General features: G+C 64.0%; 26 protein-coding genes. 12 read left to right on the top strand and 14 right to left on the bottom strand.

Annotated features, from left to right (window positions below):
• Nucleotides 1-57: 57 nt before the first annotated feature.
• Nucleotides 58-411, bottom strand: coding sequence for a hypothetical protein (locus LQ952_RS02610; protein ID WP_238621106.1), 354 nt, complete (start codon nt 409-411; stop codon nt 58-60).
• 192 nt (nt 412-603) lie between these two features.
• On the opposite strand from LQ952_RS02610, the gene LQ952_RS02605 reads away from it, so the two are divergent.
• A complete protein-coding gene (locus LQ952_RS02605) occupies nt 604-2532 on the top strand; it encodes a methyl-accepting chemotaxis protein (RefSeq protein WP_238621105.1) in 1929 nt (642 codons plus the stop codon).
• Here the strand turns inward: LQ952_RS02605 and LQ952_RS02600 are convergent.
• Complete coding sequence (locus LQ952_RS02600; RefSeq protein WP_238621104.1) at nt 2500-2928, bottom strand: cobalamin biosynthesis protein; 429 nt, start codon at nt 2926-2928, stop codon at nt 2500-2502. The genes LQ952_RS02605 and LQ952_RS02600 overlap by 33 nt on opposite strands.
• Before the next feature lie 106 nt (nt 2929-3034).
• Between LQ952_RS02600 and LQ952_RS02595 the strand changes: the two genes are divergently transcribed.
• The gene (locus LQ952_RS02595; RefSeq protein WP_238621103.1) at nt 3035-4069 is read left to right on the top strand and encodes a GGDEF domain-containing protein; all 1035 of its coding nucleotides are present in this window, start codon (nt 3035-3037) and stop codon (nt 4067-4069) included.
• A 10-nt stretch (nt 4070-4079) separates the two neighbouring features.
• Here LQ952_RS02595 and cobF read toward each other — a convergent pair whose 3' ends face one another.
• The gene (cobF, locus tag LQ952_RS02590) at nt 4080-4856 is read right to left on the bottom strand and encodes a precorrin-6A synthase (deacetylating) (protein ID WP_238621102.1); all 777 of its coding nucleotides are present in this window, start codon (nt 4854-4856) and stop codon (nt 4080-4082) included.
• 314 nt (nt 4857-5170) lie between these two features.
• Here cobF and LQ952_RS02585 point away from each other — a divergent pair, with 314 nt between their 5' ends.
• Both LQ952_RS02585 and LQ952_RS02580 read left to right on the top strand, forming a co-directional pair.
• Entirely contained in the window at nt 5171-6223 is a 1053-nt protein-coding gene (locus LQ952_RS02585) for an LbtU family siderophore porin (protein WP_238621101.1), read from the top strand.
• 63 nt (nt 6224-6286) lie between these two features.
• The gene (locus LQ952_RS02580; RefSeq protein ID WP_238621100.1) at nt 6287-6658 is read left to right on the top strand and encodes a DUF6746 family protein; all 372 of its coding nucleotides are present in this window, start codon (nt 6287-6289) and stop codon (nt 6656-6658) included.
• 328 nt (nt 6659-6986) lie between these two features.
• Here LQ952_RS02580 and LQ952_RS02575 read toward each other — a convergent pair whose 3' ends face one another.
• From LQ952_RS02575 to LQ952_RS02555, 5 genes are all read right to left on the bottom strand, one after another.
• Complete coding sequence (locus LQ952_RS02575) at nt 6987-7436, bottom strand: cytochrome c (protein ID WP_238621099.1); 450 nt, start codon at nt 7434-7436, stop codon at nt 6987-6989.
• A 112-nt stretch (nt 7437-7548) separates the two neighbouring features.
• A complete protein-coding gene (locus LQ952_RS02570; protein ID WP_238621098.1) occupies nt 7549-8100 on the bottom strand; it encodes a DJ-1 family glyoxalase III in 552 nt (183 codons plus the stop codon).
• On the bottom strand, nt 8040-8858 hold the full coding sequence (locus tag LQ952_RS02565) for a divergent polysaccharide deacetylase family protein (protein WP_238621097.1): 819 nt from the start codon (nt 8856-8858) through the stop codon (nt 8040-8042). Before LQ952_RS02565 ends, LQ952_RS02570 begins: the two co-directional genes overlap by 61 nt.
• A 20-nt stretch (nt 8859-8878) precedes the next feature.
• A complete protein-coding gene (locus LQ952_RS02560) occupies nt 8879-10186 on the bottom strand; it encodes a S41 family peptidase (protein ID WP_238621096.1) in 1308 nt (435 codons plus the stop codon).
• 97 nt (nt 10187-10283) lie between these two features.
• Complete coding sequence (locus LQ952_RS02555) at nt 10284-11441, bottom strand: murein hydrolase activator EnvC family protein (RefSeq protein WP_238621095.1); 1158 nt, start codon at nt 11439-11441, stop codon at nt 10284-10286.
• Between the two features lie 167 nt (nt 11442-11608).
• Here LQ952_RS02555 and LQ952_RS02550 point away from each other — a divergent pair, with 167 nt between their 5' ends.
• The 5 genes from LQ952_RS02550 to LQ952_RS02530 all read left to right on the top strand — a co-directional run bounded on the left by LQ952_RS02550 (nt 11609) and on the right by LQ952_RS02530 (nt 14385).
• On the top strand, nt 11609-11914 hold the full coding sequence (locus LQ952_RS02550; protein ID WP_238621094.1) for an ArsR/SmtB family transcription factor: 306 nt from the start codon (nt 11609-11611) through the stop codon (nt 11912-11914).
• A gap of 97 nt (nt 11915-12011) precedes the next feature.
• A complete protein-coding gene (locus LQ952_RS02545) occupies nt 12012-12440 on the top strand; it encodes a rhodanese-like domain-containing protein (RefSeq protein ID WP_238621093.1) in 429 nt (142 codons plus the stop codon).
• Nucleotides 12441-12449: 9 nt separating this feature from the next.
• A complete protein-coding gene (gene grxC, locus LQ952_RS02540) occupies nt 12450-12740 on the top strand; it encodes a glutaredoxin 3 (RefSeq protein WP_347402040.1) in 291 nt (96 codons plus the stop codon).
• Between the two features lie 106 nt (nt 12741-12846).
• Nucleotides 12847-13371: a protein-export chaperone SecB gene (secB, locus tag LQ952_RS02535; protein ID WP_238621092.1), complete on the top strand. Its 525-nt coding sequence runs from the start codon at nt 12847-12849 to the stop codon at nt 13369-13371.
• A 12-nt stretch (nt 13372-13383) separates the two neighbouring features.
• Nucleotides 13384-14385: an NAD(P)H-dependent glycerol-3-phosphate dehydrogenase gene (locus LQ952_RS02530; protein ID WP_238621091.1), complete on the top strand. Its 1002-nt coding sequence runs from the start codon at nt 13384-13386 to the stop codon at nt 14383-14385.
• A gap of 277 nt (nt 14386-14662) precedes the next feature.
• On the opposite strand, the gene LQ952_RS02525 is transcribed toward LQ952_RS02530, so the two are convergent.
• Nucleotides 14663-15130, bottom strand: a complete 468-nt coding sequence (locus tag LQ952_RS02525) for a tRNA (cytidine(34)-2'-O)-methyltransferase (RefSeq protein WP_238621090.1) — start codon at nt 15128-15130, stop codon at nt 14663-14665.
• Between LQ952_RS02525 and LQ952_RS02520 the strand changes: the two genes are divergently transcribed.
• A complete protein-coding gene (locus LQ952_RS02520) occupies nt 15129-16076 on the top strand; it encodes a dihydroorotate dehydrogenase (RefSeq protein WP_238621089.1) in 948 nt (315 codons plus the stop codon). The two genes, LQ952_RS02525 and LQ952_RS02520, sit on opposite strands and share 2 nt — an antisense overlap.
• A 6-nt stretch (nt 16077-16082) precedes the next feature.
• Here the strand turns inward: LQ952_RS02520 and ntrC are convergent, their stop codons facing one another.
• From ntrC to LQ952_RS02495, 5 genes are all read right to left on the bottom strand, one after another.
• Nucleotides 16083-17498, bottom strand: a complete 1416-nt coding sequence (ntrC, locus tag LQ952_RS02515; protein ID WP_238621088.1) for a nitrogen regulation protein NR(I) — start codon at nt 17496-17498, stop codon at nt 16083-16085.
• A complete protein-coding gene (gene glnL, locus LQ952_RS02510; protein WP_238621087.1) occupies nt 17491-18558 on the bottom strand; it encodes a nitrogen regulation protein NR(II) in 1068 nt (355 codons plus the stop codon). The genes ntrC and glnL overlap by 8 nt, the downstream gene beginning before the upstream one ends.
• Before the next feature lie 197 nt (nt 18559-18755).
• Entirely contained in the window at nt 18756-19295 is a 540-nt protein-coding gene (locus tag LQ952_RS02505; RefSeq protein ID WP_238621086.1) for a DUF4124 domain-containing protein, read from the bottom strand.
• Between the two features lie 103 nt (nt 19296-19398).
• Complete coding sequence (gene glnA / locus LQ952_RS02500; protein WP_238621085.1) at nt 19399-20808, bottom strand: glutamate--ammonia ligase; 1410 nt, start codon at nt 20806-20808, stop codon at nt 19399-19401.
• Between the two features lie 255 nt (nt 20809-21063).
• Nucleotides 21064-22215 (bottom strand): cation diffusion facilitator family transporter, encoded by a 1152-nt coding sequence (locus LQ952_RS02495; protein WP_238621084.1) that lies wholly within the window; start codon nt 22213-22215, stop codon nt 21064-21066.
• 219 nt (nt 22216-22434) lie between these two features.
• On the opposite strand from LQ952_RS02495, the gene glyQ reads away from it, so the two are divergent.
• Nucleotides 22435-23355, top strand: a complete 921-nt coding sequence (glyQ, locus tag LQ952_RS02490) for a glycine--tRNA ligase subunit alpha (protein ID WP_238621127.1) — start codon at nt 22435-22437, stop codon at nt 23353-23355.
• Nucleotides 23356-23374: 19 nt separating this feature from the next.
• On the top strand, nt 23375-24544 hold a 1170-nt coding region (glyS, locus tag LQ952_RS02485), incomplete at its 3' end, for a glycine--tRNA ligase subunit beta (protein ID WP_238621083.1).

The raw sequence follows: 24544 nt of genomic DNA, 5'->3' as shown, positions 1-24544 counted from the left end.
CGCGTGACGAGGGCCGGAGGGACGACCGGTATCCGGCGGCCCGTGGCCGCCCGGGGGTCAGGCGAGGTGGGGTTTGGGAGGTCGGTGTTCCAGCTGGGGAATCCGGGAGTGCAGGCCATGAATGATGCCGGCCGGGGCGGGCTGGCAGGCACGCTGTTCGACGGGTGGCTCCTGGGCCATTGCCAGGGCGCAGGCGGCACAGAAGGCACACTGCTCCTGGCTGGTTTCGGCCTGCTCGTCCCCGGTTTCACCGCAATGGCCCGTGTCGGCAGCGGGGACGTGATCCTGATGATGACCCTGGTGCATCCAGGCATCGCCTTTGGCGGCAGGCGAGGCCGCCAGCACATGGTGCATCGGCATCGCCAGAAGGGACGCGATCACCAGCAGGATGATGGCACGGACGTGCAGCATGAAACGATGCTGGCACATCTGTCGGGGACGGGCAAGCACTCTGGTCCGACGGCTTCGGATGACCGGTCAGGTGCGGACGATCGGCGGAGGGTATGGCGATCTTTTAAGTCATCGTCTTAAAACCGATATCCAGTATTATTCTCATTTAGTAATTTGAAATGGCATAACACCCAGGTCTATAGGAGTGCCTGAATGAAAGTTTTGCTGGAACGGACCGGTCTTGCCGGAGGGCTGACCATGCTGATGGGAACACTGGTCCTGACCAGCATCCTGGTGGTGACCGGGATGGTTTTCATGCAGTACCGGGAGGCCTATACCCAGGGGACGCTGCAGCAGCTCCAGTCCGCCGCGGCCATGAACACCCAGTCCTTCATGGACTGGCTTCGGGTGCGGCAGGACGAGATGCGTTATCTGGCAAGGCTGGAAGAGGCCGCGGACATGGATCCGGCCGGACTTACGCCCCTGCTGCTGGCCATGGTCGCCAACGGCTATTACGACACCATCATGGTGGTGGATCCCCGGGGGTATGGTATTGCCGGCGTATCCCACGACGGTCAGGCTCGGACGTTGCCGGCGGAACAGGTGGCCGGCTTCCGTCTGGACAACCGTTCCTGGTTTACCCAGGTAGTGGCCGGAACGGAGGTGATCGGCAAGCCGGTGCATTCCCGCTTCACCGGTTATCACGTGAGCCCCGTGGCGGTCCCTATCCACCGGGATGGCCAGGTGGTGGGGGTGGTGCGGGGCGCGGTCCGGCTGCAAAGCGTGTTTGAGCGGGTGCGGGAACTGTCTTCGGATGCGGACGGGGAGATCTTTCTGGTGGACGGTGCCGACGGTCGACCGGTGACCCCGGCACGCTCCATCCGCGATATCGATACGCCCCTGGATACCGAGGCGGTCCGGGCCATTCGCGAGGGCGGTAGCGGGGTGGGCCGCTACCCTAATTCGGCCGGGGCGGATGTGATCGGCAGTTATACCCACATCCCCCTGCTGGGTTGGGGGCTGGTCCTGGAGCGGGAGGCAGGTCCTGCCTTTGCGGACATGCGTGCCATGCTGGCCCGACTGGTCGTCATTGCCGGTCTGATGATTGTCGTGGCCATGGCGCTGACTCTGCTGGTGGTGCGCACCGTAAATGCCATCATCGGCGGTGAACCTGCCGATGTGGCCGGTGCAGTGCAGCGGGTGGCCGGGGGAGATCTGAGCGTGCCGGTCCAGGGGCGGACGGGCGACTCCTCCAGTCTGGCGGCCGGTATCGGTGCCATGCAGGTCCGGCTCCGTGAAATGGTGGGGGAGATTGTCGATGTCTCCGGACGCCTGAGCGTCGCTGCTTCCCGTCTCTCCCGGGTGAATATGGATACGGACGAGGGTCTGCGGCGTCAGACTGAGCAGGTGGACGGCGCAGTGGTGGCCATGAACCAGATGGTGGCCACGGTGGATGAGGTGGCAAGGAACACCCAGTCGTCGGCCCATCTGGCCCAGGACACCCTGGCACAGGTGCAGGCCGGCAAGACGGAAGTGGGGCGCAGCATGGCCACCATCGAATCCCTGGCGGAAAACGTCAACGATTCGGCCCAGGCCATGGACTCCCTGCGGGAGGATGCCGAGCGCATCGGTACCGTACTGGAGGTGATCCGCGATGTCGCAGAGCAGACCAACCTGCTGGCCCTGAATGCGGCCATCGAGGCTGCTCGTGCGGGGGAGCAGGGGCGGGGATTTGCCGTGGTGGCTGCCGAGGTCAGGACCCTGGCCAGCCGTACCGAGAAATCCACCGCCGACATCCAGGGCATGATCGACCGGTTGCAGAACAGCGCCAGGAATGCTGCCCAAGTGATGGTGGTCAGTCGTGAGCAGGCGGTGCGGAGCGTGGATGAGGCGGCCCGGGCGGGGGAATCCCTGGACCGGATCACCGCATCAGTGACCCATATCAGCGACGTGATCCGGCAGATTGCCGGCGCTACCGAGGAACAGAGTGCGACGGCCCGGGACATCAATGGCGGCATTCAGCAGATCCATGCGGTCTCCGAGCAGACCCGGCGCTGTATGGACGAAACTTCCCATGCCGCGGAAGACCTCTCCGCTCTGGCGGACCAGCTACAGGGGCTGGTGCGGCGCTTTCGCATGTGATCGTTGTCGAGCGATGGAGATGGTGGCGGCCTTGTGCGCTCCGTCACGGTGAATCAGCTTTTCCAGCAGCAGGTGGCTTGGGTCCCGCGTTCCGGCCGCCAGCAGGGCCGCCGCCTCGGCGACGGCCGGTGTGCCCATTATCTGTCTGACCCGCTCGGAAGGATTGGGGACGGGTACCTGGGACAGGGTTTGGGCGGAAAACACCTGGATGTTCCAGCCATGGTGTTTTGCCACGAAGAGGATGGCCGGCTCGTGCCGGCGTTGTACGATGGTCCCCAAGCCGCCGACGGCATCCGGTGCGAGTGCCGCCATTTCCAGTGCCCTGTGTACCGCAACCATCATGGCGTCGGGATGAAGGCCGGGGGTACAGCCCACCCCTAAAAACGCATGTTTCATGAAGATGACCCCGCCATGACCTTGTTCTGCACGGCTTGAGGCGCTACTTTACCAGACCACGGTCTCCATGCCGTAGCCCGACGGCGCACAGGAATCGACCCACTCCATGACTTCAGGAAACACGCCCCGGGGTTCGCGCCCGGATCTGCAGCCCAACTTCGGGTATCGCATTCTCAAGCTGCTTGAGGGGCATGGCCTGGATCCTTCTCCCATCCATTACTGGATTTTTCACGAGTATCTACAGGCCGCCAACGAAGAGCTGGTGCAGGCGGTCAGTGAACAGCTCAGTACGGGCAGGAAGCTGGACTCCTTTGCCCTGCATCATCTGTTCGAACGCTACGTGGCCGGCGAGAGTCTGTCCCGTTTCAGCGGCATGGGGGATGAACTGGAGGCGTTGCTGGGGGGCGTCATCAGTCTGCTCCGAGATGCTGAACGCAGTACGGCGGGCTTTCATGAATGTCTGACGGACAATCTGCAGGCCCTGGATCAAACGGAAAACCCTGAAGGCCTGAAAGCCATCGCCAAACGCCTGGCGGCCGCGGTGGTCACGGCCAGTTCCGATAATCTTGCGCTGCAAAGGAACCTCGAAGAGGCGGAGCTGGAGGCTCGGCATCTGCGCAATGAGTTGGAAAAGCATCGGAAGGCTTCCATGACCGATCCCTTGACCGGCCTGTTCAATCGTCGGGGCATGGAAACGGAGATGGCCCGTGTTCTCATGGCTTCGGATGAGCTCCGTAATACCATGCTGGTGATGGATATTGACCATTTCAAGTCCATCAATGATCGTTATGGCCATGCCGTCGGTGATGTGGTCATCCGCAAGGTGGCCGTCTCCTTGCGCCGTGTCCTGCCGCCCGATGCGGTGCTGGTGCGTTTTGGCGGCGAGGAGTTCGTCGCCCTGTTATCGGGTTATACCGTACAGGAGGCCGTCGCCCTTGCCGAGCAGGCACGGACGATGGTGGAGCGCCTCAGGTTGGTGAACCGGCAGGATGATACGGTGGTGGAAGGCTTCACCATCTCCGCAGGCGTGGCGCCGGCAACGGCGGGCGACACGGTAGAAACCCTGTTCGCTCGGGCGGACAAGGCCCTTTACCAGGCCAAGCATGCGGGACGTAACCGGGTGGTGGTGGCCTCGGGCTGAAAATGCAGCCCTAATCCGAGCGTCGGGGGCGCCGTAGCAGGTAGGTGTCCATGATCCACCCCTTGGCGGCCCTGCCCGCCTGGCGAGCCTGTTCGATCTGCGGCGTGACGGTTTTCGCCGGACCTGAGATCAGGATCTCGTCCTCGGTCCCCAGATAGGCCCCCCAGAATATCTCCATGTCCTCTTCCAGTACCTTCCGATAGCTCAGATCCCCGTCCAGCATCACCAGGACCGCATCCAGGTCTTTGGGGAGGCCCTTGGCAAGTTGCCGGCCCGTGGTGACATGCACTGGCTCACCGATGCGATTGAGGGGGATGCGGTGACCCGCCGCCAGGGCCTGTACGCTGGTGATGCCGGGGATGACCCGGTAGTCCAGCGCCAGATTGCCCCGTGCCTGAATGATCTCCATGAGCCGCATGGCGCTGTCATAGAGGGCGGGGTCGCCCCATAGCAGCAGGGCGCCGCACTGCCCTTCCTCCAGTTCGTTCCGGATGGCCTGCTCCAGCAAGACTGCCCTGGCATCGTGCCACTCTTCCACCACCGAGGCGTATCCCCCCCGGCTCTGATCCCGCACCGGATCCTGCAGGGTGACGAAACGCCATGGGCGGTCGGTGGCGAACTGCTCGCAGATCTGCCGACGGAAGCGGGTCAGCTCCGCCGTTTCCGCTCGCTTGTCCAGGACGAAGAAGACATCCACGCGGTTGATGGCCTTGATGGCCTGCAGGGTCAGATAGTCCGGGTCGCCGGCGCCGATGCCGATCAGCAGGAATTCTCTCATGGGCGTCATGGTCAGGTCGGGGAGGGCAGTGTAGCAGGAAGTCTTTCGGTACGGTTTTCGTCTGTTTCGCGATAAGTAAATAATTTCAGGAAATATGATGCGAATAAGATAGATTATCGTTCAAGTTTGTATTTTTTATTGCTACACTGCGTTCCGGTCACTGCCATTGCGGTCATGTTTTCGAACCGGCAAAGGCACGTCGCCGTCACTCCCGCGAAAGCGGGAGTCCAGCGGGTGTTAGTGCGTGACTGGATTCCCGCCTGCGCGGGAATGACGACTTCGGCGTTCATTGTGACGACATTATCTTGAAATGGGGGAATTTCATGAAGGGTGAAATCATCGTGCGGGGTGGGCAAAACAGGCTGACCCGCGGCCTGGCGCTGGCACTGGGGAGTGCCTTGGCCGTGACCGCGACAAGTGCCCAGGCACAGATGCCGGAACTGACCTGGTCCGGTCTGCTGGAGATCGAGGCGGGCTGGGCCGAGGACTATGACGGCGGCTCCGAGAGTGATCTGAATCTGGCAACCGTGGAACTGGGGCTTGAGGCCCGGTTCAATGAACTCCTGTCTGCCCGCATCCTGCTGCTCTACGAAGATGATGGCGAAGAGTCGGAAGTGGAGGTGGACGAGGCTGTGATCTCCCTGGGGCTGCCGGCCCTGCCGGGTGCTTACCTGGAGGTGGGACGCCGGTACGTCCCGTTCGGTCGGTTCGAGACCGCCCTGGTCTCCGACCCGTTGGCCCTGGAATTGGCGGAAACCCGTGAGACCGCCGCCTTGCTGGGCTGGGAGGGCGAGCAGTTCTATGGGGCGGCCTGGCTGTTCAGCGGCGACACCCGTGACAACCTGAGCAGCGTGGGCCTGAACCTGGGGGTGGCATTCGATGTCGGTCCTGTGGAGATGGATCTGGGCGTCGCCTACACCAGCACCCTGGGCGATTCCGATGCATTGCAGGAAGTGGAAACCGTGGTCGAAGGCAAGCGCGTGGGCGGTTACAACGCCCATATCACCGCCGTCCATGGCCCCTTTACCCTGGCCGCCGAATATGTGGTGGCGGAGAAGCGCTTTGATGCCGGGCAGCTTGAATTTAACGGCAAGGGTGCTCGTCCCAGCGTCTGGGGGGTGGAGCTGGCCTATGAGCTGGATGGTCTGCAGCGTCCGGTGACCCTGGCCGCCGCCGCTCAGGGCAGCAGCGAGGCATTCATTGAGGATGCGCTGGAACTGCCGCGCTACCGCTATCTGGCCGGTGTGTCCATCGCCCTGATGGATCAGCTATCCCTGTCCTTCGAATACAGCCATGACCGCGATTACCGTGAGCGCGATGGTGGTACCGGCGACTCCGCCAATGCCTTTTTGGTGCAACTGGCGGCAGAGTTCTAAGTCCGCAGGTTTCGACCTGCACCCTTTCAATCCACGTCAACCTGTAAGCTTTTGGAGCAAATCATGAAAAAGACCCTCCTCACCGTTGCCCTGGCCGCCGGCCTGGGTCTGGCTTCCGGCAGTGTCATGGCCGATCGCGTCGAGCACTTCAAGGGGACGCCCTCGGAAACCCTGGAGCAGGCGGTCAAGAATTTCAGCGAATATAACGCCAAGCTGGAGGCCGTGCTGGCCGGCGAGCTGACCTCCGAAAAGGTGGCTGAGGTCCATGAGCTGACCTATACCCTGGAAGTGGCGCTGGAAAAGATCAATGAAGAACTGGAAGAACTGGCCGAGACCCTGGAGGAGCTGCACGTGGCTTCCGAGGAGAATGACTTTGCTCTGGTGAAGGCCAAGGGTGAAGAGTATCTGTCCGTGTCACGTAAGGTCATCAAGTAAGCCTTACGATTCCCTTTCGTGCCGCCGCCACTCCCGTCGTGCAATGGGGGATCCAGGTTTTCTATCTGCGTCATTCCCGCGCAAGCGGGAATCCAGTCGGACAATGCCTCCCTGGGCTCCCGCTTTCGCGGGAGTGACGGTGGGGTTGAAAGTAACGGCAAATTTGAGAGTGACGGCAAGTTTGAAGCCGTCATTCCCGCGCAGGCGGAAATCCAGGCTTTCTATCTGCGTCATTCCCGCGCAAGCGGGAATCCAGTCAGGCAATGACACCCCCTGAACTCCCGCTTTCGCGGGAGTGACGGTGGGGTACCCGGCAATCCCGCAACTCTCAGCGTGTCCGGAAGGACATGTGACAGGCCACGCAGGTGGCCGTGAGTTCATGCAGGGCCTTTAAGGCCTCCTGCAGATCCCCCTGTTCGGCCACCTTGGCGAATTCGGTGGCGGATTCATGCATGGCAAAACCCATCTGCCGCATGCCGTCGGGCATGAATCGTCCCGGTCCTCCCAGGCCCCGCGTGGCGGCGGCATGCTTGCCCATGGTGCTGATGCCCATGGTGTTCTCCGCCATTTCTCCCGCCTGTGCCAACTCTCCACGAGCCAGCAGATCAAGGATACGTTGATAGGCAATCAGGTGTTCCTGCATTTCCTCCCTGAGCAGTTCCCTTTGCAGCGTGGGCATTTCCACCAGGTGTCTGTGGTCCGGGGGTGGTTCCGGCGCCTGCGCCAGGGTCAGCGTGGGGATGAACAGCAGGATGAAGGCAAGGAAAGGGCGGGGCATGACGTTCACCGGAGAATGATCCTTCCCCACACTACCCCTTGCCATGCCGCAGCGCAAGAAAGGCGGCGACGGTGACCACCCCGGCAATCCCCGGGGTGGCCCCGCAATGGCTTCAGCAACGGCAGAGCGGGTCTTCCACCTGTTTGCGCTTGTCGGTGCCGGCCAGCAGTTCGACCAGGGCAAGGGCGAATTCCATGGCGGTACCCGGACCCCGGGATGTGGCCACGTTGCCGTCCACTTCCACCGGCTGTCCGGTGAGCTGGGTATCGGTAAGCCCCATGCCTTCCAGTACGGTAGGGTAGGCGGTCGCCCGGCGATCCGCCAGCAGCCCGGCCTTGGCAAGCACCTTGGGCGCGGCGCAGATGGCCCCGACATAGCGTCCTTCATCATGGAGCTTGCGCAGCAGCGCGTGGATGCGGGGATCGTCATTGAGATGGTCCGCGCCGGGCAGGCCGCCGGGCAGCACCATCAGGTCATATGACTCGTGCTGAGCCTGTTCCAGTTCCGTGTCCGGCATCAGTACGATGCCGTGCGCGCCGGTGACGGGGCCGGGTTCCAGGCCGGCGGTGATCACGTCGAAGTCGGCCCGGCGCAGCAGGTCGATCAGGGTGACGGCTTCAAGTTCCTCGCAGCCGTTGGCGAGGGGGATAAGGATGCGTGCCATTGGCGAACTTCCTCCTTCTGCTTGAGATATTCACTGACCGTTATCAGGCGTATACCCCGGGACGCCAGGGTGGGCAGCACTTCTTCCAGCACCTGGAGAGTGGCCGGGTAGGGGTGGCCGATGGCCAGGGCATGTCCTTGGGTCCGGGCCAGCCGGATCAAGTGCTGCATCTGCATGCGGGCAAATTCCACGTCATGGGGTCGGGAGTCCAGAAAGACATCCCGCTGGGTGGTGTTCAGGCGTGCCCACTCGGCCACATGGCGCCCCAGGGTCTCCACGTGGGTGCGGCTGTCCACATAGTAAAGATCGGGGTCATGGGCGCGTAGTTCCGACATCACCCAGGCCAAGTGATGATATTCCCGGGAGAGGCGGCTGCCCATGTGGTTATTCACGCCCCGTATATGGGGCACCGAGGCCAGGGCCTGGCGCACACGGGACCGGGTTTCCCGTTCATCCAGGTGGCTCAGGATCGCCCCCGAACCCGGGTTGCTGCCGTTGTCCGCCTCCATGGGCAGGTGCAGCATCACTTCCTTGCCCCTCTCATGAGCCAGTTCCGCCGAGGCCTCGGAGAAGCGGAGATGGGGCAGCACGGCGCAGGTGACGGCGCCCGGGAGTGTCGTGGTGCGCCGGGCCTCCCGCAGGTCATTGCCCAGATCATCAATGATGATGGCAATGAAGGGGAGGCGCTCACCGGCCCCTAAGGGGCCGGTGAGAAGGCACAGGCACAATGTCAGGGCACACAGGCCCGAGACGTGCACGGGGAGCGGCCTTGCCTTTACTACCGGCGGGCCTGGAGGATGTCCAGGCCCTTGAGCAGGTTGAGGGCCTCGTAGAGCTGGAAGTCCCGCTGGGCCAGCGGTTCCTTCTCATCGTCATCTGTTGTGCTGGTCTCGGTGGCCCCTTCGCGGCCCTGCAGGTGACGGTTGAGTTGGGACTCGGTGATGGGCCTGACGTCCGGGGTTTCCGCCCGAGCCACGGTGACCGGCTCCAGCTTGATGTCCGGCTCGATGCCTTCCGCCTGGATGGAGCGCCCGGCAGGCGTGTAGTAACGGGCGGTAGTCAGCTTGAGCGCCTTGCCCTGGTTCAGGGGCAGGATGGTCTGCACCGAACCCTTGCCGAAAGTGGGGGTGCCCATGATGATGCCGCGCTGGTGATCCTGCAGGGCACCGGCGACGATTTCGGAGGCGGAGGCGGAGCCCTGGTTCACCAGGACCACCAGCGGCGCACCCTTGAGCACATCGCCGGGTGAGGCGGTGTAGCGGAACTGGGCATCACTGACCCGGCCCTCGGTGTAGACGATCAGGCCTTCCGTGAGGAAGGCGTCGGAAACACCCACGGCGCCGTTGAGGACGCCACCGGGGTTGTTGCGCAGATCCAGCACCAGTCCCTTGAGACCACCACTGTCCCGCTGCAGCTTGCGGATTTCCTCCACCAGGTTCTGGGCGGTCTTGGACTGGAAAGTGGTGATGCGCAGATAGCCGAACCCCGGCTCCAGCATCTCGCTGCGCACGCTGCGCACACGAATGGTGTCCCGGGTCAGGGTGACTTCGAAGGGACGATCCACACCTTCACGGACCACCGTGAGGGTGATCTTGCTGCCGCGGGGGCCGCGCATCTTGTTGACCGCTTCGTTCAGGGTCATGCCCTTCACCGGGTTGTCATCCAGGCGAATGATCAGGTCGCCGGCCTGGATGCCGGCGCGGCTGGCAGGGGTGTCGTCGATGGGGGAGATGATCTTGACGAAGCCGTCCTCCATGCCCACCTCCAGGCCCAGGCCGCCGAACTCACCGCTGGTCCCGATCTGCAGTTCCGAAAATTCGCTGGGGGTCAGATAGGAGGAATGGGGGTCCAGCCCGGAGAGCATGCCTCGAATGGCATTCTCCAGCAGTTTGGAGTCCTCGACCTCTTCCACATAGTTGCGCTTGATGCGCATGTAGACGTCGGTGAAGGCGCGCAGGTCCTCCAGTGGCAGGGCGTCGGCCTCATGCTGCTGGCGGTCCGCCATGACGCTGAAGGAGATGCTGAGCGCAACGCCCAGAATCAGGCCCATCAACAGGCCGGCGCCGACGCGGGTTTGGGTACTCATAGCCTTGAACTCCAAATGATTCTCTCCGTCTTGAGCGGGAGATTGAGGGCTTGATCGGTGCGGATCATGTGTCCGGATGGCCCCTATGGTGCGCTTATTAGCGAGAGCCTACCACTGGGAGCTTAGAGTCGCACCATTGGGAGGGGTTCACCGGGTTGCCTTTGTGACGAATCTCGAAATACAGGCCCGCACGTTCGCTACCGCCGCTGTCTCCCACCCGGGCAATCAGATCACCGGCCTGTACCCAGTCCCCCGGTGACTTGTACAGGGCCTGGTTATGGCCGTAGAGGGTCATGTAACCGCCGCCATGGTCGACGATCAGGAGCATGCCGAAGCCGCGCATCCAGTCGGCAAAGGCGACTCGGCCGTGATGGATCGCCTGTACCGGTTCTCCTTCGCGGGCGCTGATCACCAAGCCCTGCCAGCGGCGGCCGGTACCGCTGTCCCGGGTGCTGCCGAAGCGGTGGATGATTTCCCCCTGGACGGGGAACGGCAGCTTGCCGCGGCGTTCGGCGAAGGCCTGATTTGGCAGGGCGTCGTCGGGGATGTCGCTCAGGACTTGGTCCAGGGCCTTGAGCAGTTCTTCAAGACCCTCCTGGTCCGCCTGCAGGCGGGAAAGCGAGGTGCCTGCCTGGGTGATTTCCCGGCGCAGTTTTTCCAGCACCTGGGCCCGTTCCCGGCGCTGCTGTTCCAGTTGTTCCCGGTGCGCCAGCAGGGTCCGGCGCTGCTCTGTCTGCTGCAGGCGGGTCAGGTCCAGCTGGTGGTGGGTCTCGGCCAGCGCCGCCAGGGCCTGGGTGGCGGCCTCGATGCGGGCGTGCCGGGCCCGATTGTAGTGCTCGTAATAGACCAGCATGCGGCCGATACGGGCCGGATCTTCCTGATTCAGCAGCAGTTTCAGATGGTCCTGCCGGCCGGTCTGATAGGCGCTGCGAAGCTGGGCGGCCAGGGCGGTACGATGCTCCGCCAGTCGGGCCATTTCGTCACGCCGGCGGCGCTCCAACTCGCGCAGGCGGGTTTCCGTGGCCTTGAGGGCGCTCTCGCCGGCGGCCAGGTCGCGGCCGGTCCGGTCCATGGCGCGCTCCGTCTCCCGGAGTTGTCCTTCCAGCCGGCCCTGTTCGCCCCGAGCCGCTTCCAGGCGTCCCCGAACCTGCTGGATCTGCCGCTGTACCTGCTCCAGGCGGCGTGTGGCCTCTTCCCGTTCCGTGGCGGCCGGGATCGGAGAGGGGAGACCCAGCAGGGGAATGAGCAGGGCCATAACAAGATGACGCGGCCGGGGTATCATGGGCGGCGGATACGGAAAATCGTTGAAATATTTTTGATAAAGATCATAATCGAATCATCCAATTCTAATATATCAGCCCCCGGCCCATGGCTAAGGTGGCCCCCTTCGAGCCGCAAGCCCCCATGAATACAGTATCCGATATGATCCCTGATCTCCTGAACAAGGAAGAAGATATCGAGCGTGCCTCCCGCTCCCTCAAGGCCATGGCCCATCCGCTGCGCCTGAAGATCCTCTGCGTTCTGGGTGACAGAGAGGTGAGCGTGCAGGAGATCGTCGATCATGTGGGGACCTCCCAGAGCAATATATCCCAGCACCTGGCCATCCTGCGCGACAAGGGGATCCTGGCCTCCCGCAAGGATGCCAATCGGGTCTATTACCGGGTCAGTGATGCCAGAACCCTGCGTCTGATCAGCATGATGCAGGACGTCTTTTGCCGCTCCGCGTGAGTCCCCCTGCTCACGGGCTGGCCTGACTGACTTGCCCGCGGGGGCGCATGGCTTCAGAATGCGCCCTTTCCAATGATTCACGAGTCTTGAGCGATCCATGGACCAATACCTGGAGTTTGTTGCCAATCACCCCCTCCTGTTCGGTCTGCTGGCGGCGGTCATTGGTGCCATCGGCTATACCGAATACACTCGCCTGACGCGGAAATACAAGGTGCTCGGGCCAGCTGACGTGGTTCGGATCATGAACCAGGATCAGACCGTGGTGGTGGATGTGCGTGAGGAGGGCGAGGCCCGCCAGACCGGCAAGATTGCCGGTGCCCGCCACATCCCCCTGACCAAGTTCAAGGACCGTTTCACCGAGATCAACAAGTTCAAGGACAAGGCCGTCGTCGTCTATTGCCAGACCGGCGCCCGTTCCGGTCAGGCCTGCAACACCCTGGTCAAGAACGGTTTCGAGAATGTGGTCAATCTTCAGGGTGGCGTCCTGGCCTGGGAGTCCGCCGGTCTGCCCCTGAGCAAGAAATAAGGCGGCCCCGTGGCGGATTCATCGCCACCCACGGGCGGCACCACCGTGGTGATTTACGGGACCGACTCCTGCGCCTTCTGCATGCTGGCCCGGCGATTGCTCAGGAGCAAAGGCGTCTCCTTCGAGGAGATCCGGGTAGACCGGGACCCGGTCCAGCGTGAAGTGATGGAGCAGCGCTCGGGGCGGGAGACGGTACCTCAGGTGTTTGCCGGGGACCGGCATCTGGGCGGCTATACGGACTTGGTGGCGCTGGATCGACAGGGTGAGTTGGACGCCCTGCTAGGGCTGGATGGGGGCTGAGACCTGCTTTCCCGCCCGTTATCATCCTGTCATTTGCAGCCCCTGGGCCGCCCCCCCTATCATTGTCCGCTCGATCACCTCGTACCCAACCAGTCACGGAGTCAGCATGACGGAAAATCAGGCACCGAAACCCAACGCCGACGGCGTTGCCCAGGGACAGCCGCAGCAGGAGTTCGGGCTGCAGAAGATCTATGTGAAGGATATCTCCTTCGAGTCGCCCAATTCTCCCGCCGTCTTTACCCGCGAGTGGAAGCCGGAAACCCAGGTGCAGCTGAACTCCCAGGCCCGGTCCCTGGATGAGAACGGACTCTTCGAAGTGGAGTTGACGGTGACCGTGACCACCAAATCCCAGGACAAGGCGGCGTACCTGGTGGAAGTGAAGCAGGCCGGCGCCTTCGTGCTGCGGGGCATCCCCCAGGACCAGATGGGTCCGCTGCTGGCGGCCTACTGTCCCAATCTGCTGTTCCCCTTTGCCCGCGAGGCGATCTCCGATCTGGTCACCCGCGGTGGCTTCCCGCAAATGCTGCTGGCTCCGGTCAACTTCGATGCCCTCTATACGCAGAAGCTGCGTAATGAGCAGCAGGCGGCTCAGGGTGGCGGTGGTGATGCCGCGCCCACCCCGCTGAACTGAGCTCCGGCCTCCATGGGTGTCGTGGGTCATGTGGCGGTGCTGGGCGCCGGTTCCTGGGGGACGGCGCTGGCGATTCATCTTGCCCGCAAGGGTCTGAAGGTCGGCCTGTGGGGGCGTGACGGGGAGCGGATGGCGGAAATGCGGGCCGCCGGTCGCAATGTCCGCTATCTGCCGGATGCCCCGTTCCCGGCGACCTTGACGCCCGTTGATGATCTCGATGCCCTTGTGTCCGTGGCCGATCGGGTCCTGCTGGCCGTGCCCAGCAGCGGTTTTCACGAGATTCTGCGCCGCATTGCCCCGCAACTGCCGGGGCGTGGGCTGGTGTGGGCCACCAAGGGTCTGGATCTGGAAACCACCCGCTGGCTCCATGAGCTGGTGCTGGAGGATCTGCCTGGTGATGTGCACTGGGGGGTGGCCTCCGGTCCTTCCTTTGCCTCCGAGCTGGGCCGGGGCCTGCCCACCGCACTGACCCTGGCTGCGCCGGATCCGGCCTTTGCCGAGGATGCCCGTGCCTGGCTGGCAGGTGGTACGTTGCGGGTATACACCAGTGACGACGTGGTGGGTGTGCAGCTGGGCGGTGCCTTCAAGAACGTGCTGGCCATTGCCGCCGGGGTGTCCGATGGCCTGGGTTTTGGGGCCAATGCCCGTGCCGCACTGATCACCCGGGGGCTGGCGGAGCTGATGCGTCTGGGGGCCGCCACCGGTGCCCGCAACGAGACCCTGATGGGGTTGTCTGGTCTGGGGGATCTGGTGCTCACCTGTACCGACAACCAGTCCCGCAATCGTCGCCTCGGCCTGGCCCTGGGCCAGGGGCAGGGGATGGATGAAGCGGTGGCGGCCATCGGCCAGGCGGTGGAGGGTGTGCGCACCGCCCGGGTGGCAGTGGCCAAGGCCGCCGCCCTGAAGGTGGACATGCCCATCTGTCGGCAAGTGTACCGGGTCCTTTATGAAGGGCTGGCGCCGATGGCTGCGGTGGAAGAGCTGCTGAGCCGGGACCCCAAGCCGGAGTTCTAGCTGTCTGACGGCCCCTTTGACACGGGCTTGTGCATGTCACGTCAGGCGTCGTTCTGAAAAACATCGCCGCTCCCGCTGGAAAGCAGCGTCGTTTCCGCAGGAAAACATCGTCACTCCCGCGAAGGCGGGAGTCCAGGGTTTTCAGTTCGTCACTGGATTCCCGCCTTCGCGGGAATGACGGGATAGGGTGCGGGAATGACGGGATAGGGCGCGGGAATGACGGGATAGGGCATGGGAATGACGGGATAGGCAGGGGTATGTCTTGCTCTGCACATCTTCAGGTGGCGGCACCGGGGTAGCCCAGTTGCCGCCAGGCCTCCATCACCACCACGGCCACCGAGTTGGACAGGTTGAGGCTGCGGCTCCCCGGCATCATGGGGACGCGCAGGCGTTGCTCCGCGGGGAGCGTTTCCAGCACCACCTCCGGCAGGCCCCGGGTTTCCGGGCCGAACAGGAAGGCATCCCCCGTCTGAAACGGGATCTCGCTGTAGACCCGGTTGCCTCGGGTGGACAGGGCGAACAGCCGCTGCGGCTGTATGGCTTCCGAGAAGGCCCCCAGGCTGTCATACTCCGTCACCGGAGCCATATCCCGATAATCCAGCCCTGCGCGCCGCAGGCGTGCGTCATCCAGCGTGAACCCCAGCGGGTGGATCAGGTGCAGCCGGCAGCCGCTATTGGCCGCCAGGCGCATGACGTTACCCGTGTTGGGCGGTATCTCCGGTTGATACAGGACGATATGAAACATGCCAGTCGACACTTCCCCTAAACAGGCCCTTGCGATCGATTTTTGCGGGCTTTCCATGGCCTCTCCCCTGGTGCTGCTCTCGGGCTGCGTGGGGTTCGGCGAGGAGTATACCCGTGTGGCGGGTTTCTCCAATCGTCATGTGGGCGCCGTCTGTCTCAAGGGCACCACGGGTCAGGCCCGTTCGGGCAACGCCCCTCATCGGGTCTACGAGACCCCCGGCGGCATGCTCAATGCCATCGGCCTGCAGAATCCGGGGGTGGACTTCGTGGTGGACGAGATCCTGCCCGGCCTGGACTATGACGAGACCCGTTTCATCGCCAATGTTTCCGGCTCCACCATCGAGGAATACATCGAAGTCACCCGCCGTTTTGATGATTCTCCGGTGGATGCCATCGAGATCAACATCTCCTGCCCCAACGTGAAGGAGGGTGGGGTGGCCTTCGGCAATGATCCGGACATGTCCGCCCGGGTGGTGGCGGCCTGTCGCAAGGCCACCGGCAAGCCGCTGATCACCAAGCTCTCTCCCAATCAGACGGACATCGCCGCCAATGCCCGGCGCTGCATCGAGGCCGGCACCGATGCCTTTTCCGCCATCAACACCCTGATGGGGATGGCCATCGATGCCGAGCGTCGCCGCACCGTGATCGGCAACAACCAGGGCGGCCTGTCCGGTCCGGCCGTCAAGCCGGTGGCCCTGCTGCGGGTGCATCAGGTCTATCAGGTGGCCAAGCCCCATGGGGTGCCCATCATCGGCCAGGGCGGGGTGGCCTGTGCCACCGATGCCATCGAGTTCCTGCTGGCGGGGGCCACAGCGGTCGGGGTGGGGACGGGGCTGTTCTATGATCCGTTGCTGTGCCAAAAGATCAACCAGGGTATTCAGGATTACCTGAAGCGCCACGGGTTTGGCCATGTGTCGGAGCTGACGGGGACCCTGCAGCTGAACTGAGGGGCATCAGGCCCCCAGATCCTCACCCTCATCCATGTTCAGTTCGTTGATCTTGCGGGTGAGGGTGTTGCGCCCCCAGCCCAGTAGTTTTGCCGCATCCTGGCGTCGCCCGCCGGTCTTCTTCAGGGCGGCCTTGATCATGATGCGCTCGAAGGCCGGGGTGGCCCGGTCCAGCAGGGAGGCATTGCCCCGCGCCAGTTCCTGTTCCGCCCAGTGAGCCAGCTCTTCCTCCCAGCCGCCGCCGTGGCTGTTGCCGGAGCGCTCGTGCAGTTCCGGCGGCAGGTCGTTGGTGTGGATCTCCCGGCCCGAGGCCATGACCGTGAGCCAGCGGCACAGGTTTTCCAGTTGCCGCACATTGCCGGGCCAGTCCAGGGCCGAGAGATACTCCATCACCTCCGGCAACGGGACCTTGCGCTCCACGTTCAGCTCGGCCGCTGCCGTCCCCAGGAAGTGATTCAGCAACAGGGGGATGTCCTGGCGCCGTTCCCGCAGGGCCGGGACATGAATGCGAATCACGTTCAGCCGATGGAAAAGGTCTTCCCGGAACAGGCCTTCCTGGACCCGGCTTTCCAGGTTCTGGTGGGTGGCGGCGATGATGCGTACATCCACCTTCACCGGCATGTGCCCGCCGACCCGGTAGAACTCGCCGTCCGCCAGTACCCGCAACAGCCGGGTCTGTAGTTCCGCCGGCATGTCACCGATCTCGTCCAGGAACAGGGTGCCGCCGTCCGCCTGTTCGAAGCGTCCGCGACGGGCGCTCTGGGCACCGGTGAAAGCCCCCTTCTCGTGACCAAACAGTTCCGATTCCAGCAGATCCTTGGGAATGGCGGCGGTGTTCAGGGCGATGAAGGGCATGTGTGCCCGGGGGCTGTGGCGGTGCAGGGCGTGGGCCACCAGCTCCTTGCCGGTGCCCGACTCGCCGTTGATGAGAACGGTGATGTTGGAGCGCGACAGTCGACCGATGGCGCGGAATACCTCCTGCATGGCCGGCGCCTCGCCGATGATCTCCGGGGTCTTGCTGTTGCCGGAGGGTTCCTCCCGGCCTCGCTCCCGCCGTGCCTGACAGGCCCGTTTCACCAGCGAGACCGCGTCGTCCACGTCGAAGGGCTTGGGCAGGTATTCGAAAGCGCCGCCCTGGTAGGCGGAGACCGCGCTTTCCAGGTCCGAATGGGCGGTCATGATGATCACCGGCAGTTCCGGGTGTTCCCGCTGCAGCCGGCTGAGCAGTTCCAAGCCGTCCATGCCCGGCATGCGGATGTCCGTCACCAGCGCGTCCGGTACGTCGCGTTCGAGGCATTCCAGGGCCTCGGCGGCACAGGCGAAGGAGGTGACCTCGATGCCGGCCTTGTTCATGGCCCGTTCCAGCACCCAGCGGATGGATCGGTCGTCATCAATGACCCATATATGTTCACGTCTAGTCATCCATAAGCTCCACGGGGATCAGCAGTGAAAACACCGTCTGCCCCGGACGGGAAGTACACTCGATCAGGCCGCCCATCTGGTTGAGCAGGGATTGGGCGATGGAAAGCCCAAGCCCCGTACCCCCGGCGCGGCCCGAGACCATGGGAAAGAAGATGCGCTCGCGGATGTCCTCGCTGATACCCGGCCCATCGTCGATGACCTGGATCAGGGCCACCAGCTTGTGACGGATCTGGCCGATGGTGTACTGGCGCCGCACCCGGGTCCGCAGGCGGATTTCTCCGCCATCATCCAGGGCCTGCACCGCGTTGCGCACGATATTGAGTACCGACTGGATCAGCATGTCCTGGTCGGCGTTGACATCGGGGATACTGGGGTCGTAGTCGGTGCGGATGTGAATCTCTTCCGGGGCTTCGACGCTCACCAGGCTGCGGACATGCTCCAGCACCCGGTGGATGTTGAGGGGGCGGGAGTGGGGCAGGCTGTTGGGTCCCAGCATCCGGTTGACGAGATTCTGCAGGCGATCTGCCTCGCCGATGATGATCCGGGTGTACTCCTGCAGCTCAGGGTCCGGCAGCTCCCGTTCCAGGAGCTGGGCCGCGCCGCGCAGCCCTCCCAGGGGATTCTTGATCTCGTGGGCCAGGCCCCGGACCAAGGCCCGGGTGGCGGATTGCTGGTTGAGGAGTTGCTCTTCCCGGGTGATGCGCAACTGCCGGTCCACCTGGATCAGTTCCACCAGCAACTGTCTGGCGTGCCCCGGCTCGGAGAGGGGGGAGGCGGTCAGGTCCACGGTCACCTCCCGGGCGAAATGCAGGGCCAGGAGTCGTTCCCGCTCGGTAAACGGGTGGCCCGTGTCCAGGGATTGCCTCAGGCTGGCGATAAAGGTTTCGTCTTCCCGGAACAGTCCCTGGATGGGTAGGCCCTGGATCCGGTTCAGGCTCATCTCCATCAGCATCTCCGCCGCCGGGTTCATGTAGACCAGGCGCAGCTGATCATCTGCCACCAGGACGGCGGTGGTCAGGGTCTCCAGCAGTTGTCGGTGCAGGCTGTGATCGTGAGGCATACGGATTCCCTAATGCAAGAAACAAACCAGAATGATGCCGCCCGCGGGAATCGCGCATTCATCCCGCAAGACGGCTTCGGGGCGCCGCTTCCGGGGCATCGGCGGTCAGGGCGTGAGGGATGTTCCGGCGCCTTTGGAGCATAGTATGCACCATGATGGTGCGCGCCGGGTCCGGGCCGGCGATTGGCGCGCGGGCTTCAGGGGCGTGGTCGGGATTGCTGCTGTACGGTGGTGCGCAGGAGGTGGAAGGTGATCGTGTCGGAGCGGATCAGGGCGCTGCCGCCCTCATCCAGGACCTCTGCCTGCAGGGTGTGCGTCCCCGGCGGCACGTCTTCCAGGGTGGTCTGGGTGGCCTGGGTGGTGACGGCGGCGTCGCCGTTGAGGCGGATCCGGATTCGGTGTCCCAGGTCCGTCTTGAGAGTGGGGCTTAGATTCACGGCGATGTCGACCTGCCCCAGGTTGGTGCGTACCACGCCGTCCTGTTCCGGTTGGTTGATGGTCAGCCGCTGATAGGCGTCCTCCGATTCCTCTGTTGCGGAAGGGGGGGGCGGCTGCAGGATCTGTCGGGCATCGGGCAAGCCGGGGAGGGTCGCGGGCCGGTCAACCCGGATCGGGCGTGCATCGACCCCGTCCGGTGGCGTGTCGCCGAAGGCGGGGCGTCCCTGCTCGTCAGTCCACTGGTAGATCTGGGCCTGGACGGGCACGGCGAGTATCAGCAGCAGGAGCAACAGGGGCATGGCGGTGTCCTTTGTATCCTCTGTTCCAGGTCGCTTGCACGGAAAAAAGAACCCCCGGCAAGCCGGGGGTTCGGTGCTTCCGGACTGCTGACCCGTCTTGTACTTACAGACTGTAGTACAGATCGAACTCCACCGGGTGGGTGGTCATGCGCAGACGGGTGACTTCTTCCATCTTCAGATCAATGTAGGCATCGATCATGTCGTCGGTGAACACACCGCCGGCGGTGAGGAAGGCGCGGTCCTTGTTGAGGGCTTCCAGGGCCTGGTCCAGGGCATGACAAACCTGCGGGATCTGCTTTTCCTCTTCGGGGGGCAGGTCGTACAGGTTCTTGTCCATGGCTTCGCCCGGGTGGATCTTGTTCTGGATGCCGTCCAGGCCGGCCATCAGCATGGCGGCGAAGGCCAGGTAGGGGTTGGCAGTGGAGTCGGGGAAGCGCACCTCGATGCGACGGGCCTTCGGGCTGGACACCCACGGAATCCGGATGGAAGCGGAACGGTTGCGGGCGGAATAGGCCAGCATCACCGGAGCTTCGAAGCCGGGCACCAGACGCTTGTAGCTGTTGGTGGAGGCGTTGGTGAAGGCGTTCAGGGCGCGGGCGTGCTTGATGATGCCGCCGATGTAGTACAGGGCGGTTTCGGACAGGCCGCCGTATTTGTCACCGGCAAACAGGTTTTGCCCGTCCTTGGCCAGGGACTGATGCACGTGCATGCCGCTGCCGTTGTCGCCCACCAGGGGCTTGGGCATGAAGGTGGCGGTCTTGCCGTAGTTGTGGGCCACGTTCTGCACCACGTACTTGAGCATCAGCACTTCGTCGGCCTTGCGGGTCAGGGTGCCGGGGCCGACACCGATCTCACACTGACCGGCGGTAGCCACTTCGTGGTGGTGAACTTCGGTCTTGAGACCCATGTCTTCCAGCACCAGGCACATGGCGGAACGCAGGTCCTGCAGGCTGTCCACCGGGGGTACCGGGAAGTAGCCGCCCTTCACGGAGGGGCGGTGGCCGATATTGCCGTCTTCGAACACCTTTTCGGAGTTCCAGGAGGCTTCGTCGGCGTCGATCTTGAAGAAGGCGCCCTGAATGGAGTTGCCCCACTTGATGTCGTCAAAGACGAAAAATTCGTTTTCCGGGCCCCACAGGCAGGTGTCGGCGATGCCGGTGCTGGCCAGGTAGGCCTCGGCGCGCTTGGCCAGGGAGCGGGGGCAACGGTCATAGCCCTGCATGGTGGCCGGTTCCACCACGTCGCAGCGCAGATTCAGGGTGGGCTCGTCAAAGAAGGGGTCCATGACCGCGGTGTCCACATCGGGCATGAGGATCATGTCTGACTCATTGATGCCTTTCCAGCCGGCGATGGAGGAGCCGTCGAACATCTTGCCGCCTTCCAGCACGTCTTCATCGACGGCGTGGGCGGGCACGGTCACGTGCTGTTCCTTGCCACGGCTGTCCACAAAGCGGAAATCGACGAATTTCGCGCCGTTTTCCTTGATCATATTCAGAACATCTGCTGCTGACATGCGTACTCCTCCAGGGCTTGAATGAGAGAGGCCTGTTGAAACGGATCCCCGCCTGAGCGGGCGTTCAATTCGGTCGATCCATAGCAAGCATGAAGCATGCCATGGGTTTGAGTGGGATGATGCGGCCTTTTGGGGCGGATTTTCGGGTCCGGCCCATCAATGCACGCACAATCTTAGTGCGTTTTTAAGTATTTTGCGCTGTTATGGGGCGAGCGGTGTGGGCCCTGGTGTCCGCGCGGCTTGCCCGCAGACCATTCAGTGCCGGAACAGGACCTGTACCTGGCCGACGTCTTCTGCTTGCAGGCTGGACGCTACCAGGGCCCGGGCAATGCTATCGGCCTCGGTCAGGTTGTCGAGCGCCTGCAGAGGCAGTTGCAGTTCCAGATGCACCCGTCCCTGCAGGTAATGGATGATCACCTGGTCTACATGCCGCGATGCCGGTAAGTCATGCCATTGTGCCTGCAGGCGTTTGAGCATCTCCGTGCGGTTGGGCAGATGGCTGCTGGGGGCACTCTGCTGGTCGTCTTCGGGGTCGATGTGGACCAGGATGTCGCCCAACTCGTCCTGGACCCCGTGCATCGCCACACAGACGGCATCCGCGATGTGATGCCCCTCGGAGACGCTGATGCGGGGCGCGACCTGGACATGGACGTCCGCCAGCAGGGTGCCCGCCATGCGCCGGGTGCGCAGGTCATGGACTCCCTGGATGCCGTCCAGTCGACGGACCGCTTCCAGCATGCGCTCCTGTTCTTCCGCTTCCACCCCGGTGTCGATGAGTTCCCGGGCGCTGTTCCAGATCAGCTTGACCCCCATGTGGCCGATGAGCAGGGCCACCAGGATGGCCGCGACCGCATCCATGAAGGGCATGCCGGCCAGGGTGGCGCCCACGCCCACCAGCACCACCACCGACGAGATCACATCGGAACGGTGGTGCCAGGCATTGGCCTCCAGCATGCGTGAGCGAACCTTTTTGGCGACGCGCATCGTGTAGTGGTACAGGGCTTCCTTGCTGATGATAGCGATCGCCGCCAGGACCAGGGCCAGGGGAGTGGGGTTCAGGAGTTCTGCCGGATTGAGCAGGCGCCGGGCTGCGTCCGCCATGATGCCCACAGCCACCCCGGCCAGGATCAGTCCCACCGCCACGGTGGCCAGGGTCTCGATGCGGCCGTGACCGTAGGGATGGTTGGCGTCAGCGGCTTCGTTGGCCTTGCGGGCGGCGAACAGGACCATGATGTCGCTGATCAGGTCGGAGAGGGTATGGACGCCGTCGGCGATCAGGGCCTGGGAGTGGCTCATCCAGCCGCCGACGATCTGCGCCGTCGCCAGGCTCACGTTGGTCATGGCGCCGATGAGGGTGACGCGACGCATGGCCTGATAACGCTGTTCGCTGGGGAGCCCGGCTGACATGGGGGCCTCGTTGATCATGGCCCGGGTGGGCACGGCTTGGGGAAGCGGGATTGTAAACCCTGGTGACACGTGCGCCCAGTCCCGTCGGTCATCGGGCGTTTGGTCGGGACCGAACACGCGCGGGGCTGGGCGCCCACGGCGAGGCACCGTTATACTGACGAGCTTTGCGTGACCCACGATCAGGGTCGCGCCATCCACGAATCACTCGGGTCGATCCTCATGTCTTCTCACGATGTCTCTACCTTCCAGGGCCTGATCCTGGCCCTGCAGGACTACTGGGCAGGCCACGGCTGCGTGCTGCTCCAGCCCTACGACATGGAAATGGGGGCGGGTACCTTCCACTCCGCCACCTTCCTGCGGGCCATCGGCCCGGAGCCCTGGCGCACCGCCTATGTGCAGCCTTCCCGCCGGCCCACCGACGGCCGCTACGGGGAAAACCCCAACCGGCTCCAGCACTATTACCAGTTCCAGGTGCTGCTCAAGCCCTCGCCGCCGGACATCCAGCAGCTCTACCTGGGCTCCCTGCAGGCCCTGGGCATCGACCCGCTGGTGCACGACATCCGTTTCGTGGAGGACAACTGGGAGTCTCCCACCCTGGGTGCCTGGGGCCTGGGCTGGGAGGTGTGGCTCAACGGCATGGAGGTGACCCAGTTCACCTATTTCCAGCAGGTGGGTGGCCTGGACTGCCGGCCGGTGAGCGGTGAGATCACCTACGGCCTGGAGCGCATCGCCATGTACCTGCAGGGTGTGGAGAGCGTCTACGATCTGGTCTGGACCCGAGGACCCCAGGGTGTGGTCACCTACGGTGACGTCTACCACCAGAACGAGGTGGAACAGTCCACCTATAACTTCGAACACGCCAATGTAGAAGCCCTGTTCGGCTGGTTCGAGACCTGCGAGCAGCAGAGCAAATATCTCATCGAGCAGGGCCTGCCCCTGCCGGCCTACGAGCAGATGCTCAAGGCCTCCCATACCTTCAACCTGCTGGATGCCCGGCGCGCCATCTCCGTCACCGAGCGGCAGCGCTACATCCTGCGGGTGCGTGAGCTGGCCCGCGCCGTCGCCGAGGCCTACTACGCCGCCCGCGAACAGCTGGGCTTCCCCATGCTCCCCGCCGCGGCCAAGGCCGAGCGCACCTGACCTGGGACTGGATCAAAACATGAGTAAGACACAGGATCTTCTGATCGAGATCGGCACCGAAGAGCTGCCGCCCAAGGCCCTCAAGGGGTTGCGGGATGCCTTTGCGGACGGGGTCGTCAAGGGCCTGGCGGATGCCGGCCTTGGCCCCGTCGACCACGTGGCTTATGCCGCGCCCCGCCGCTTGGCGGTGTGGGTGCGGGGGCTACCGCCGGGCCAGGCGGATCAGGCCATGGAACGGCGGGGGCCGGCCTTGGCCGCCGCCTTCGACCGGGACGGCAACCCCACCCGCGCTGCCCAGGGTTTTGCCGCCTCCTGCGGCGTGGCGGTGGGTGACCTGGAACGCCTGGAAACGGACAAGGGTGCCTGGCTGGTACACCGCCACCTGGAACCGGGCCGTGACACCGTCGCCCTGGTGCCCGCCATCGTCGAGGCCGCCCTGTCGGCCCTACCCATCCCCAAGCGCATGCGCTGGGGTGACGGCGACGCGGAGTTTGTGCGTCCGGTGCACTGGGTGGTGATGCTGTTCGGCACGGAGGTCATCCAGGCCTCCATCCTGGGCATCCCGGCGGGCCGCGAGACCCGCGGGCATCGCTTCCATCATCCTGCCGCCCTGTCCCTGTCCGCACCGTCGGATTATGCCTCGCTGCTGGAGACCCAGGGCTGGGTGAAGGTGGATTTCGAGGCCCGCCGTGCCGCCATTCGCGGCCAGGTGGAGACCGCCGCCGCGGCACTGGGCGGCCGGGCGGTCATCGAGGCGGACCTGTTGGATGAGGTGACCGCCCTGGTGGAGTGGCCGGTGGCGGTGGTGGGCCATTTCGAGGCCCGCTTCCTGGACGTGCCTCAGGAGGCCCTGATCTCCACCATGCAGGACAACCAGAAATACTTCCCCGTGGTGGATGGGGAAGGGCGCCTGATGCCCCATTTCATCACCATCAGCAACGTGGATTCCCGGCAGCCCGAGCGGGTGCGGGAAGGGAATGAGCGGGTGATTCGGCCACGCTTTGCCGATGCGGAATTCTTCTGGAACCAGGACCGTCGCCGCCCCCTGGAGAGCCATCTGGAGGCCCTGAAGACGGTGGTGTTCCAGCACAAGCTGGGCAGCCTGTACGACAAGACCCAGCGGGTGGCCCGTCTGGCGGGCCTGTTGGCCCAGGCCGTGGGTGCCGATGCCGCTCAGGCCCGCCGGGCC

The sequence above is a fragment of the Ectothiorhodospira lacustris genome (assembly GCF_022227785.1).
GTDB lineage: Bacteria > Pseudomonadota > Gammaproteobacteria > Ectothiorhodospirales > Ectothiorhodospiraceae > Ectothiorhodospira > Ectothiorhodospira lacustris.
This window is presented reverse-complemented; position numbering and strand designations above follow the sequence as displayed.

What these genes read in the sequence shown, in the direction of transcription:
- LQ952_RS02610 (WP_238621106.1), bottom strand. Translation starts at nt 411, where the DNA reads ATGCTGCACGTCCGTGCCATCATCCTGCTGGTGATCGCGTCCCTTCTG.
- LQ952_RS02605 (WP_238621105.1), top strand. Translation starts at nt 604, where the DNA reads ATGAAAGTTTTGCTGGAACGGACCGGTCTTGCCGGAGGGCTGACCATG.
- LQ952_RS02600 (WP_238621104.1), bottom strand. Translation starts at nt 2,928, where the DNA reads ATGAAACATGCGTTTTTAGGGGTGGGCTGTACCCCCGGCCTTCATCCC.
- LQ952_RS02595 (WP_238621103.1), top strand. Translation starts at nt 3,035, where the DNA reads ATGACTTCAGGAAACACGCCCCGGGGTTCGCGCCCGGATCTGCAGCCC.
- cobF (WP_238621102.1), bottom strand. Translation starts at nt 4,856, where the DNA reads ATGACGCCCATGAGAGAATTCCTGCTGATCGGCATCGGCGCCGGCGAC.
- LQ952_RS02585 (WP_238621101.1), top strand. Translation starts at nt 5,171, where the DNA reads ATGAAGGGTGAAATCATCGTGCGGGGTGGGCAAAACAGGCTGACCCGC.
- LQ952_RS02580 (WP_238621100.1), top strand. Translation starts at nt 6,287, where the DNA reads ATGAAAAAGACCCTCCTCACCGTTGCCCTGGCCGCCGGCCTGGGTCTG.
- LQ952_RS02575 (WP_238621099.1), bottom strand. Translation starts at nt 7,436, where the DNA reads ATGCCCCGCCCTTTCCTTGCCTTCATCCTGCTGTTCATCCCCACGCTG.
- LQ952_RS02570 (WP_238621098.1), bottom strand. Translation starts at nt 8,100, where the DNA reads ATGGCACGCATCCTTATCCCCCTCGCCAACGGCTGCGAGGAACTTGAA.
- LQ952_RS02560 (WP_238621096.1), bottom strand. Translation starts at nt 10,186, where the DNA reads ATGAGTACCCAAACCCGCGTCGGCGCCGGCCTGTTGATGGGCCTGATT.
- LQ952_RS02555 (WP_238621095.1), bottom strand. Translation starts at nt 11,441, where the DNA reads ATGGCCCTGCTCATTCCCCTGCTGGGTCTCCCCTCTCCGATCCCGGCC.
- LQ952_RS02550 (WP_238621094.1), top strand. Translation starts at nt 11,609, where the DNA reads ATGATCCCTGATCTCCTGAACAAGGAAGAAGATATCGAGCGTGCCTCC.
- LQ952_RS02545 (WP_238621093.1), top strand. Translation starts at nt 12,012, where the DNA reads ATGGACCAATACCTGGAGTTTGTTGCCAATCACCCCCTCCTGTTCGGT.
- secB (WP_238621092.1), top strand. Translation starts at nt 12,847, where the DNA reads ATGACGGAAAATCAGGCACCGAAACCCAACGCCGACGGCGTTGCCCAG.
- LQ952_RS02530 (WP_238621091.1), top strand. Translation starts at nt 13,384, where the DNA reads ATGGGTGTCGTGGGTCATGTGGCGGTGCTGGGCGCCGGTTCCTGGGGG.
- LQ952_RS02520 (WP_238621089.1), top strand. Translation starts at nt 15,129, where the DNA reads ATGCCAGTCGACACTTCCCCTAAACAGGCCCTTGCGATCGATTTTTGC.
- LQ952_RS02525 (WP_238621090.1), bottom strand. Translation starts at nt 15,130, where the DNA reads ATGTTTCATATCGTCCTGTATCAACCGGAGATACCGCCCAACACGGGT.
- ntrC (WP_238621088.1), bottom strand. Translation starts at nt 17,498, where the DNA reads ATGACTAGACGTGAACATATATGGGTCATTGATGACGACCGATCCATC.
- glnL (WP_238621087.1), bottom strand. Translation starts at nt 18,558, where the DNA reads ATGCCTCACGATCACAGCCTGCACCGACAACTGCTGGAGACCCTGACC.
- LQ952_RS02505 (WP_238621086.1), bottom strand. Translation starts at nt 19,295, where the DNA reads ATGCCCCTGTTGCTCCTGCTGCTGATACTCGCCGTGCCCGTCCAGGCC.
- glnA (WP_238621085.1), bottom strand. Translation starts at nt 20,808, where the DNA reads ATGTCAGCAGCAGATGTTCTGAATATGATCAAGGAAAACGGCGCGAAA.
- LQ952_RS02495 (WP_238621084.1), bottom strand. Translation starts at nt 22,215, where the DNA reads ATGTCAGCCGGGCTCCCCAGCGAACAGCGTTATCAGGCCATGCGTCGC.
- glyQ (WP_238621127.1), top strand. Translation starts at nt 22,435, where the DNA reads ATGTCTTCTCACGATGTCTCTACCTTCCAGGGCCTGATCCTGGCCCTG.